Source organism: Kitasatospora sp. NPDC047058 (assembly GCF_040643935.1).
Classification (GTDB): domain Bacteria; phylum Actinomycetota; class Actinomycetes; order Streptomycetales; family Streptomycetaceae; genus Kitasatospora.
In genome coordinates, this window is sequence record NZ_JBEYVJ010000254.1 from 1 (window position 1) to 10,618 (window position 10,618).

Annotated in this window: 11 protein-coding genes and 1 pseudogene; 5 read left to right on the forward strand and 7 right to left on the reverse strand. The window is 72.1% G+C overall.

The annotated features are described in order from the left end of the window. Positions 1–88: pseudogene (locus ABZ885_RS28370) on the forward strand (transposase); the annotation flags it as partial. 30 nt (positions 89–118) lie between these two features. Here ABZ885_RS28370 and ABZ885_RS28375 read toward each other — a convergent pair. The 4 genes from ABZ885_RS28375 to ABZ885_RS28390 form a co-directional block, all read right to left on the reverse strand. Beyond that, positions 119–1,231 carry a serine hydrolase domain-containing protein gene (locus ABZ885_RS28375; protein WP_360194463.1) on the reverse strand — a complete coding sequence of 371 codons (1,113 nt, stop codon included), beginning with the start codon at positions 1,229–1,231 and terminating at the stop codon, positions 119–121. 65 nt (positions 1,232–1,296) lie between these two features. Continuing rightward, positions 1,297–1,968: a DUF4097 family beta strand repeat-containing protein gene (locus ABZ885_RS28380; RefSeq protein WP_360194466.1), complete on the reverse strand. Its 672-nt coding sequence runs from the start codon at positions 1,966–1,968 to the stop codon at positions 1,297–1,299. Positions 1,969–2,388: 420 nt separating this feature from the next. Further along, entirely contained in the window at positions 2,389–2,769 is a 381-nt protein-coding gene (locus ABZ885_RS28385) for a VOC family protein (protein WP_360194469.1), read from the reverse strand. Positions 2,770–2,906: 137 nt separating this feature from the next. Beyond that, entirely contained in the window at positions 2,907–3,788 is an 882-nt protein-coding gene (locus ABZ885_RS28390; RefSeq protein ID WP_360194472.1) for a PhzF family phenazine biosynthesis isomerase, read from the reverse strand. A gap of 95 nt (positions 3,789–3,883) precedes the next feature. Between ABZ885_RS28390 and ABZ885_RS28395 the strand changes: the two genes are divergently transcribed. Next, the gene (locus ABZ885_RS28395) at positions 3,884–4,807 is read left to right on the forward strand and encodes a LysR family transcriptional regulator (RefSeq protein ID WP_360194475.1); all 924 of its coding nucleotides are present in this window, start codon (positions 3,884–3,886) and stop codon (positions 4,805–4,807) included. A 174-nt stretch (positions 4,808–4,981) separates the two neighbouring features. Here the strand turns inward: ABZ885_RS28395 and ABZ885_RS28400 are convergent, their stop codons facing one another. Further along, entirely contained in the window at positions 4,982–5,314 is a 333-nt protein-coding gene (locus ABZ885_RS28400; protein WP_360194477.1) for a carboxymuconolactone decarboxylase, read from the reverse strand. A gap of 260 nt (positions 5,315–5,574) precedes the next feature. Between ABZ885_RS28400 and ABZ885_RS28405 the strand changes: the two genes are divergently transcribed. The 3 genes from ABZ885_RS28405 to ABZ885_RS28415 all read left to right on the forward strand — a co-directional run bounded on the left by ABZ885_RS28405 (position 5,575) and on the right by ABZ885_RS28415 (position 8,127). Then, positions 5,575–7,050 carry a hypothetical protein gene (locus ABZ885_RS28405; RefSeq protein ID WP_360194480.1) on the forward strand — a complete coding sequence of 492 codons (1,476 nt, stop codon included), beginning with the start codon at positions 5,575–5,577 and terminating at the stop codon, positions 7,048–7,050. Between the two features lie 30 nt (positions 7,051–7,080). Continuing rightward, the gene (locus tag ABZ885_RS28410) at positions 7,081–7,314 is read left to right on the forward strand and encodes a hypothetical protein (protein WP_360194483.1); all 234 of its coding nucleotides are present in this window, start codon (positions 7,081–7,083) and stop codon (positions 7,312–7,314) included. Positions 7,315–7,767: 453 nt separating this feature from the next. Continuing rightward, positions 7,768–8,127, forward strand: coding sequence for a VOC family protein (locus ABZ885_RS28415; protein WP_360194486.1), 360 nt, complete (start codon positions 7,768–7,770; stop codon positions 8,125–8,127). 65 nt (positions 8,128–8,192) lie between these two features. Here ABZ885_RS28415 and ABZ885_RS28420 read toward each other — a convergent pair whose 3' ends face one another. Together ABZ885_RS28420 and ABZ885_RS28425 are read right to left on the reverse strand one after the other, a co-directional pair. Beyond that, positions 8,193–9,077: a hypothetical protein gene (locus ABZ885_RS28420; protein ID WP_360194489.1), complete on the reverse strand. Its 885-nt coding sequence runs from the start codon at positions 9,075–9,077 to the stop codon at positions 8,193–8,195. Beyond that, positions 9,074–10,546, reverse strand: a complete 1,473-nt coding sequence (locus ABZ885_RS28425) for an MBL fold metallo-hydrolase (RefSeq protein WP_360194492.1) — start codon at positions 10,544–10,546, stop codon at positions 9,074–9,076. The genes ABZ885_RS28420 and ABZ885_RS28425 overlap by 4 nt, the downstream gene beginning before the upstream one ends. Between the last annotated feature and the right edge of the window lie 72 nt (positions 10,547–10,618).

The window sequence follows — 10,618 nt, forward strand, 5'->3', positions numbered from 1 at the left end:
CATGATCCGCCGCTACATCATCTGGCGGAACAAGCACGCCGCCGATCAGCGCCTACGCGAAGTCGTCACCAGGGCCAACATTGCCTGATACGGCACTAGTCCGCGGTGGCCGGTCCCGTCATCCCGCGGCCGGCTCGCTGCAGAAGACCTCCTTGACGAGCCCGTCCAGCGCCGTCGAGAAGTCGAAGGCGGTGTCGCCGGTGGTCAGTCCGGCGGTCAGGGTCCTGCTGCCGTCGGGCGTGCTGTACATCAGTGCCCCGTAGCCTCCCGGGGCGCCGCCGTTGTGGTGGTAGACGGTGACGCCGCGCTCCGGGTCCAGATCCTGCACGAACAGCCCGAGGCCGTAGCCGAGCGCCCCGTGCGGCGTGCGCATCTCGGCCATCAGCGGGGCCGGCAGGAGCGTGCCGGCGTTCAGCGCGGAGAAGAAGGTGTGGAGGTCCCGCGTGGTCGAGATCATGCCGCCGGCGCCGAGCAGCATGGAGAGGTTCTGGCGCGAGACGTCGACGACCTGCCACTGCTCGCCGTCCTGGTAGCGGTAGTAGCCGTGGGCGTGCGGCTCGGGGAGCTCGGTGACGGCACCCGCCAGCACGGTGTCCCGCAGTCCGAGCGGCTGCAGGATCCGTCGCTGCATCTCCTCGCCGTAGGAGCGGCCGGCGATCTGCTCGATCAGCAGCGCGGCCAGCGTGTAGTTGGTGTTGGAGTAGCTGAAGCCGGTCCCCGGCTCGAACCGCGCCGGCTTGGACAGCGCCAGCCCGACCAGCTCCTGCGGCTGGTAGGTGTGCAACCGGCTGTCCGCCCACTCCTTGCCCGTGGCGGGGATCCCCGGCACGATCGTGCCGTCCTCGTAGTACTCGCCGGTGTAGTTGAACAGCCCGCTGGTGTGCTGCAGCAGCATGCGTACCGTGATCCGCGGGTCCAGCCCGAGCTCGGGCAGGCGGTCGGCCACCGGGGTGTCCAGGCCGATCCTCTCCTCGGCCACCAGCTGCAGCACCGCGGTCGCGGTGAAGGGCTTGACGACGCTGCCCGCCCAGAACCGTCCGTCCGTCGGCGGCTTGGCGCTCTCGCCCAGCTTGCCCACCCCGGCGCTGCCGACCCACTCGCCCCGCTCGTCGTTCACCCGCAGCTGCACCCCGGCGAAGCCGGCGGCGACGAACTCCTCGATGGCCTTCTGCAGTTCCGGGCGCTCGGCCCCGGCGTTGGTGGCCTCGACGGTACCCAGGGACTCACTCATGATCATTCCTTGTCTCGCTGACGGGACGTGTCCGGCGCGGCGCGCACGTGCGGCCGCGGTGGTGCTCAGATGCTGCGGGCGGTGATGTCGCCGTAGGAGGTGGTCGCGGTGATGGTCAGGCCGGCGGCGGCGCCGTCGGTGTTGGTCAGCGCGTTGTGGATCCGGCCGTAGGAGGTGCCGGCGTCGAGGGTGGCGGACACGCCGCGGGCGGCGCCGACCGTGATGTCACCGGATTCGGTGTGCAGCGTGACCGCGCCGCCGGTGGCCTCGGCGATGGTGAGGTCGCCCTTCCGGGTGCTGAGCTGGGCGGGACCGGTGAGGCGGCCGAGGTGGATGTCGCCGGCCTGGAGGGTGAGGCGGGCGCTCGCGGTCTCGTCGAGCCTGACCGTGGCCTGCGCGCCCTCGAAGGCGACATCGCCGAGGCGCCCGACACCGTGGAGCTCGGCCAGGGCTGCCTTCGCCTCGACGTGGGAGCCGGCCGGCAGCTGGACGGTCACCTTGACCTGCCCGGATTCGCCGAGGATCCGGTTCTTCGCTTCCGGGGCCCCGATCCGCAGCACGCCGTCGGCGTACGCGACCTGGATCCGCTCCGCCGCCGTCACGTCCCGGCTCCTCGACGCGTCCGCCGGGAGGACCTCCACCACGGTGTCGGCGCGGTCGGCGGCGACGAACCGGACCAGCCCTGCGGGGATGTCCAGGACGGCGGCGACGGGGGCGGGGGTGTCGAACTTCTGCATCGTGCTTCTCCTGTGTTCACCAGGCCTGCGCCTGGGCGTTTCTGACGATCGAAAAGCTACGTTGCTTTCAGAAATCTGGCAACAGATGCGTTGCGTGAAAGGCATATCTCTGCACGTCAAAGCGTTAAAATCGTTGCAGTGACCCTGAGTCAAACGCAACGCGACTACCCGTTCATTGCAATGGGTTGAGGCCGGCCGCCGGTCGGCACTGCCGCTCGCGTGGGCGGGTGCCTGCGACATGGTCCGGCGCATGGCGCTGTGACACGGGGCCGGTGGTGCCGGCAGGTCGCAAGGCGGCCTCCTCGGTTCGGGAGTGCCGGTGCGGTCTTGCTCGGGCGAGGAGTTCGCCGGGCATCGGGATCGATGGGAGCCGACGCGGGGCGACCGGCCGCCCGGAGGCTGCGGCGGGCAGCCGGAGCGTCAGGTTCCCGCCGGCGGCACCCATTCCGTGAGCTGGACGGCCACGCCGTTGGGGTCGGTCAGGCGCACCACCAGCTCGCCCCACGGCTCCTGTCGGAGGGTCACGGTCACGCCGCCCGCTTCGTTCCGCAACCGCTCGTACTCGGCCGTGATGCCGGTGACCGCGAACGACACGATGACGTCGGTCGGCCCCGGGCCTGCCCCGTGCCGTTCGAGGTCACGCCGCACCAGGACGAGGTCGACGGCCGCGTCGTCACGGCCGAGCTCCACGAAGTCCTCGCCGACCACGACCTCACGGAATCCCAGGTGGGTGGTGAAGAACCGGCTGGAGGCGGCGGGATCGGTGACCGTCAGGGACACCGCGGAGGACACGACGTTCATCGCGCATCCCTCTCTCGTGCTCGATCGCTGGAATGGATCAAGCTTCGGGCGTGGCGGCGCCGGGAACAACGACGAAAATCGCAACGATCGTTAACCCCAGGGTTCACGATCTCCACTCGTGCGCAGCACCGGCGCCTTCAACGCCGATGGCGAGGGACTCGGGCGATCGCCACCGCCTGCCCGCTCACCCGGACGCGCGGGTCCGTGGCGGACGCCTGGACCCGGAGCAGGCTGGGCCGGCCGAGGTCCTCCCCCTGACGGATCGTGAAGGCGCCGGAGGACGGGAGGTCACCGAGGGCGCGCAGGTAGCCGCCGAAGGCGGCGGCCGCGGCGCCGGTGGCCGGATCCTCGACGACACCGCCGACCGGGAAGGGGTCGCGGGCGTGGAAGAGCTCAGGGGACTCGCGCCAGACCAACTGGAGCGTGGTCCAGCCGTGACGGTGCATCACCCCGGCTAGGGCGTCGAAGTCGTAGTCGAGGTCGGCGAGACGCTCGCGGGTGGCCACGGCCAGGACCAGGTGCTCGTTCCCGCCGAAGGCGACGTGCGGCGGCAGGGCCGGGTCCAGGTCCTCCGGCGACCAGTGCAGGGCCGCGAGGGACGCGCGGAGCTCCGCGTCGCTCGCCGGCCGGGAGCGGGTGGGCACGCTGGTGAGCGTCGCCGTCACGGCGCCTCCGGGCGCTGCCGAGGTATCCAGGGCGATCTCGCCCACGGGCGTGTCGAAGACGAGCGGGCCGGTGCCGATCCGCTCGGCCAGGGCCACCGCGGTGGCGACGGTCGCGTGACCGCAGAAGGGGACCTCCGCGAGGGGGCTGAAGTAGCGCAGCCGGAACCGGCGCGCCGCCTGGTCCGCGGCCGTGACGAACGCGGTCTCCGAGTAGCCGACTTCGGCGGCGGTCGCGAGCATGGCGGCATCGTCCAGCGCGGCCGCGTCGAGCACGACGCCGGCCGGGTTGCCGCCGGCGGGGTCGGCGGTGAAGGCGGTGTAGCGCAGGGTCTCGGGGCGTGTCCTCAGGTTCATGCCCCTACCGTGGCATCGCAGAGGCATCCGGACAAACGATGGATCCCGATCTATCCCATCGCTCTTCGCGATGGCGGAGCGCTATCGTCGGCGCCATGGACACCCGACTGCTGCACACCTTCGCCACTGTCGCCCGGACCGGGAACCTCACCGCCGCCGCGGAGCGCCTGCATCTCGTCCAGTCCACCGTGACCGCCCACGTGCAGGCGCTGGAGAAGGAGCTCGACCTGCGCCTGTTCGACCGGCTGCCGCGCGGGGTGGTCCTCACGGGTGGCGGACGCGAGGTGCTGGCGCAGGCGGAGGCGGTGCTGGAGGCCGAGTCCCGGTTGCGGGCGGTCGCCGCTTCGGCCGGCGGCACGGGCGGCCGGGTGAGCGGACGCGTGGTGCTCTCGGCGGGGGAGACGCTGGTGTCCGCGAGACTGCCGGGAGTCGTCGCCGCGCTGCGGCGCAGCCACCCCGGGGTCGAGGTGGACCTGCGCACGATGGGGACCGCAGCCGCCGTCGCCGCGCTCCGCTCCGGCGAGCTGGACCTGGCCCTGCTGCTGGAGGACGACGTGGCCTTCCGCGACATCGAGTGCACGCCGCTGGGCCGCGAGCCGCTGGTGCTGGTCTGCTCACCCGAGCACCCCGCCGCCGCCCGCAGCGCCGACGACTCGCCCGCCGGCTCGCCCGCCGACTGGGCGGAGCTGGCCCGCGAGGACTATTTCCTGCACGAGCAGGGCTGCTCGTACAGCGACCGCTTCATCGAGCGGCTGCTCGCCGCCGCCGAGGGCGCGCCGCCCCGGATCACGCGCTTCGGGAGCCTGGAGGCCGCCAGGTCCTGCGTGGCCGCGGGTCTCGGCCTCAGCCTGCTGGCGCGCGCCAATGTCGTGGACGCGCTCGCGGCGGGCCGCCTGACCGAGGTGTCCGGCCCGCAGTTCCCCGACGTGACCGTCCAACTGGCCCGCCACCGGCAGCGCTGGCTCTCCCCCGCAGCGGCCGCGCTCGCCGCGGAGCTGCCGCAGCACCTCCCGCACTGAGCGCAGACGGTGGGGGACCGGGCCGCGCACGTACGCGTGGGCCTACTGTCCGTCCCACGTGGTCCCGGGCCCGGGCGCGGGAGTGCCGGCCGGCGCCCTGGATCTCCCGCCGTCAGGATGCCCGCCCGGGGGCGAGGCGGCGGAAGGTCACGGTCCGGCCGGCGGTGTCGCGTCCTACATGCCGCCCATGCTCCCGGCCTCCTCCTCGGCCACCGCGATGGCGATGCCGAGCGCCTCGGTGATGTGGGTTGCGGCCGACATCACCCGGGCGGTACCGACGATCGGCGCGATCGCGACCAGCACGTCCTGCAGTTGGCTCCCGGTCATGTGCTCCCGCATCGCCGGGTCGAGGTGCGCGAGGTAGGAGACGGCCGGTGCGTCCATCGCGACCAGCGCCGCGATCCGGCTGAGGATCAGCATGTCGGGGGCCAGGTGACACCGCTCGATCGAGTCGGCGGTCATGGCCATGAGGGTGTCGAGGACGGGGGTTTCAGAGCTGGTGGACATGTCCGGTCATCTCCCTGTGTCGTGCTGCTCGGCCTGTGCCTCTCGCAAGACCGGGGACGTCCGTTCGGCGCCCGTGTCCGACCGTAGGCAACAGCCGGGGCTGCCGCACGGACAGTGCGCCGCCCGGGTGGACTGCTCCGGCACGCCGACGATCCCGTGCGCACCACCCGTACGCCGACTCCCGGTGGTGGGGGTGCCGTGCGGCGCTTCTCCTGGAAGGGCACCCGGCGGCCGACGGCCGCCCGCCCGAGGAGGAAGCGATGGCGTCGATCCCACCGGAGCCCGGGCCTGGCGACTCCGCCGACGGTGGTGGTTCCGCCGAAGGCGGCGCGCCCGGGCAGCCGCCGGTCCCGGCCCCCGCCGGCGGCCCGCAGACGCCGCCGGGACCAGGCCGGCCCACACCGGCAGCCGGTGCCGACGCGGACGCGGACGAGATCGCCCGGCTGCACGCCCGGATCTCCGCGCTGGAGGCCGCCCCGAAGAAGGAGCACCACCGCTGGCGGACCTCCGGGGCCGTCGTGCTCATCGTGATCGCGTCCCTGCTCTCCCTGCTGTCCGTGCTGGCGGTGTGGACCGCCGACTTCGTCGGTGACACCGACCGCTACGTCTCGACCGTCGCCCCGCTGGCCACCGACCCGGACGTCCAGCAGGCCGTCACCACCCGGGTCACCCAGGTGGTGCTGGACCAGATCGACGTCGACGCGCTGGTCAAGCAGCTGTCCGACGCGGCCGCCGAGCAGGGCGTGCCGGCGAACGCGGCGAACCTGATCAACAACCTGAGCGGTCCGGTCCGCAGCGCCCTCACCCAGCTGGTCAGCACGACCGTCAGCAAGGTGGTCACCAGCGACGCGTTCGCGACCATCTGGGTCCAGGCGAACCGGCTCGTGCACACCTCCCTCGACAAGGCGCTCACCGGCAAGGGCGGTGGCGCGGTCAAACTCGACAACAACCAGGTCGCCATCGACATCGCGCCGATCGTCGCCAAGGTCAAGGACGAACTCGTCAACGCCGGTCTCGGCCCGGTCGCGAAGATCCCGGACGTGCACACCAACTTCGTGCTCTTCGCCTCCAAGGACATCGGGCGGATCAAGACGTACTTCCGGCTCCTGGAGATCGTGGGCGTCTGGCTGCCGATCGTCACCGTGGTGATCGCCGCAGGCGGGATCCTCCTGGCCGTCAACCGCCGCCGGGCGCTGATCGGTACGGGGATCGGGTTCTTCCTCGCCATGCTGCTGCTCGGCATCGCCCTCACCGTCTTCCGCGCGATCTACCTGGACCACATCCCGCTGGGCGCCAACCTGGCCGCGGCCGGCGCCGTCTACGACACCCTCATCCGGTTCATGCGGGCCACCATCCGCGCCGTCGGCACGATCGCCGTGGTCACCGCGGCCGGCGCCTTCCTGGTCGGCCCCTCCAAACCGGCCGTCGCCATCCGCACCGCCTGCCGGCGGATCATCGGCTCGCTGCGCGAGGCCCTGTACTCCCTCGGCATGCGGCTCGGCCCGGTCGGCCGCTTCGTGCACCGCTGGAAGCGCTGGATCGGCGTGGCGATCCTGCTGGTCGCGATCCTCATCCTGGCCACCTGGAGCTACCCGACCTGGGCCGTGGTCCTGTGGATCACCTTCTTCGTCGCCGTAGCCTTCGCCATCCGCGAATTCCTCGACCCCGGCCCGGAGGGCGCCCCGGCCCCACCCCCGCCGACGGTTACCGGAGGCCCCCCGCCGGCCCACGCCTGACCGTGACCCGGGCCGGCGGCCTCCGGCGACATGGACGAGACCGTCAACGCCGCCCGAATGGCACTCGCCGGCCAGCGCAACGAGGACAGCGTGAACCTCACCCGGGGCAGGGTCGCGGACCGCGACCACACCAAGCGGAAGACCACCGGCGCAGCAACCATCAGGAAACACATGGAACAGATCGCGACAGCAGCCCTGGTCGGGGTCTGCTGCGGTCGTCGCTCGCGGATGGCCTGTGGCTGTACGACCATGTGCTGGAGGTGACGGTGGAAGGGGCGCACTGCTGAGGTCCCGCTGCATGAGGTCTCGGTTCGTGATGAGTATTCGCGCGGGGACGGGCACGTGTATGGGACGCTTCCGGGCGATCACCGGCAGATGGTGTCCGTTTCGCTGGACGGTACGCCTGAGGCCGAGGTGCGGAGGTTCGTCGTGGAGGTGGCGAATGCTGCCGCTGACGCCAATGTCGAAGGTCGAGCACGAGGCGGGGGTGCTGCAGGCGGAGGTTGATCTGCGGGCGGCGATCGCTGACACTGCCGGCCAGGAGCAGGTTCGGCGTCGACTCGCTGAGGTGGTCGCTCACCAGAAGTCGGACGTGCGCATTCCGCGGGCGCGCCGTGAGTTGGAGGCGGCTCGTGGCCGGTGGCGCAGCTCACTGGAAGTCGGCCGGATCAGGTCCGGCCTCGTTGTCCCGGCCGGACGGCTTTGTGGAGGTAAGTCGTGTTCGAGAGTGTACGTACCGTGATGACCTTCGCCGATGATCCGGAGGGGTCGGCCCGGTGGTGGGGTGAACTGCTGGGCGTCGCGGTGAAGCTCGACGTCAGCGACACCGGGGCGGTCTACGCCTGGGTGGAGATCGGCGGGGTCGAGGTCGGCTTCCACCCGGCGGATGAGGAGCGCAATCCCAGGGGCGGGAGCCCGGTCGTGTACTGGGGTGTGGACGACGTCGACCGAGTACGCGAGCGGTTGCTGGCGGCCGGCTGCGAGCATCACCGCGGCCCGCTGACCATCGGGCCGGGCCGGCGGATTGCCCAGCTCCGCGACCCGTTCGGCACCATCGTCGGCATCGAAGGCCCATAGAACGCGTCGAAGGCTCGGTGCTCCGCTGACCACCATGGTTCAGCGGGGCACCGAGCCTTCGGCATTCACCGGTCCAGGCCGTGCAGGCTTTCCAGTCCGGTGGCCGCCGCGTACGCCCTCAGGGCGGCCTTCAGCGAGCCGGCCGTCCAGCGGGCGCCCCGGGCGGCGCTGGCGTCAAGGTAGAGACCCAGCACCTGGTCGGGGCTGAGCTCGCACCCGGCCTGTCGTAGGACGGCGGGCAGCGTGACCAGATCGATCAGCCCGGTCACGTCCGGGCGCACGCTCTCCACGTCGAGCAATACCACCTCGCCGTCCGGGCGTCGGCGCAGGTGCTGGGGCTTGAGGTCGAGGTGGCCGAGCGGCACCAGGTCGGGGCTGTAGGCGTCCAGGTGTGCGGCCAGCACCTCGCCGTACGCTCCCGGGTCCGCGATCCAGTCCGGAGCCCGGGCGCCCTGCAGGGCCGCGAGGGTGAAGCCGGCCATTGCCTTGGTGGCAGCGGCGGGCATTCGCAGCGAGGCGGTGTGCACGGCGGCAACGTGCTCGGCCAGCACGGTCGGCATCCCGTGCCCGGCCCAGTCGGCGGGCTCGGGCAGGTACTCCAGCAGCAGCGAGAGCGAGCTGTCGCCCTCCGCGTGGAGGTGGGCGACTGGCGCGGTGCCGGCCAGCAGTGCGTACGCCAGGGTCTCCCCGGCGTAGGCGGCCGGATCGGCGTGGAGTTTGAGAGCCAGGGAGCTCTCGGGCCGGTGCACTGCGAACACCGCGGCGGTGTACCGGGCGCTGATCAGGCTGATCCGGCCGTTCACGCCGGGGTGGTCGGCGGCGAGGGCCTGGCGGGCGCGCACGAGGAGGGCGGCCGGGTCGTGGGGCATCGGGGTGGCGAGCCACCCGGCCGGGCGGATCCGGGCGAGTCCTGTCAGGGCTTGGGCGGCGGTGGCGGGGTCGGTGGTCACCGGCTGCCTGCCGGATCGGTGACGCCGGCGGCCATGGTGGCGTAGGAGAGTGCGGCGAGGTCGGGGCGCTGGTGCTCGCCGTAGATGCCGAAGAAGGCGTAGACGAGGCTGTCGAGGGGCTGGCCGATGTGCCAGCACTCCATCGCGCCGCCGGCCACGTCCCACACCTGCAGGCGACCGGTGAGCAGGGCGAGGTAGTCCTGGAAGAACATCTCGGCGCCGAACGGGTAGGCGGCCATGGCCTCTTCGCGGCCGGTCGCCTCGACCTGGGTGAAATCGGCGGTGGTGACGTCCCAGGTGAATTGCAGGAGCTTGCCGCCGGGGCCGTCCTTGAGCCGTAGTACCGCGCGGTGGGGGCCGAGCGGGCCGGAGAGGTACTCGTGGATGCTGCATGCGAGGTTCCCGGCGTTGGTGGCCAGTAGCTCGCGGCCCAGCCGCGGCAGTTCCGCTTTCACGACGGCGAGGGCCTGGTCGGGGTCGTCGGGCGGCTCGGCGAGCGGGGCCGGCTCGACGTTGCCGGGGTTCGCGAGGAACACCGTGTGGGCGACCAGGGCCTCGCACTCGAAGTCGTCGTCGATCTGCACCCAGCCGACGCGGTCGGACCTCACTTTCTCGGCCGGCGAGGCCGGAACGGTCAGCCGCTCGCCCGGGCGCGGGCCGTGGACGTGGAACAGGTGCTGCAGGCCGTTGGCAGCCGCGGCCATCTTCGGGTGGTCGGAGTAGAGGAACGGTCCGTGCGGCGATGCGGGGGGCAGGAAGCCGTTGCCGCACAGCAGCACGTCCCGGACGCCGTCGAGCGGGGCGAGGACGTCGAGCAGCAGCTGGTTGAGGACGGACAGGCCGGTCTTGTGCCGGGTGCCGTTCACACCGGGCAGCAGGTTGACGGAGGAGGCGGGCATGCCGGGGGGCACGATCTGGGAGTTGTTGGAGACCATCGCGACGCGGGGCACGGGCTGGGCGCCCTCGGCGACCTGCTGCAGGTACAGGTCGGAGGGGTCGGCGTCCACGGCGATGAACACGGCCGGGCCGTCGCCGACCCGCAGGCAGGGCTGGACGACGCGGTCCTCCCAGAACAGGGTCCGGGCGCCGGCCGGGTAGAGGGTGACTCGCAGGTCGCCCAGTTCGATCGGGGTGGTGTGGTCGATCCGGTGCATGGTGAACCCGAGCCGCGCGATCGCCTCTTCGACCGGGGCGGGCAGCAGCGGCCCGGTGTAGACGGGCACCTGGCGGTCCAGCAGGTTCAGGGAGGGCAGGTGGAAGTGGTCGAGGTGCTCGTGGGTGAGCACGATGGCGTCCGGGCGGGGCATCAGGCCGGCGTCGACGGCGCGCGGCGGCCACACCCGGCACTCGGCCCGGCCGGGCAGGCCGAACGCCGGCGTGAGGACGGGGTCGATCAGGACGCGGTGGCCGCCGCCCTGGGCCAGCCAGGTCTGGTGGCCCAGGAACGTCAGCTCCAGGCGGGTGTCCACGGGGTTGCCTCCTTCTGTACGGGAGCGGGGAGTGGAGAGCCCGGGAGGGCGGGGCGGCCCCAGCCGTCCCGC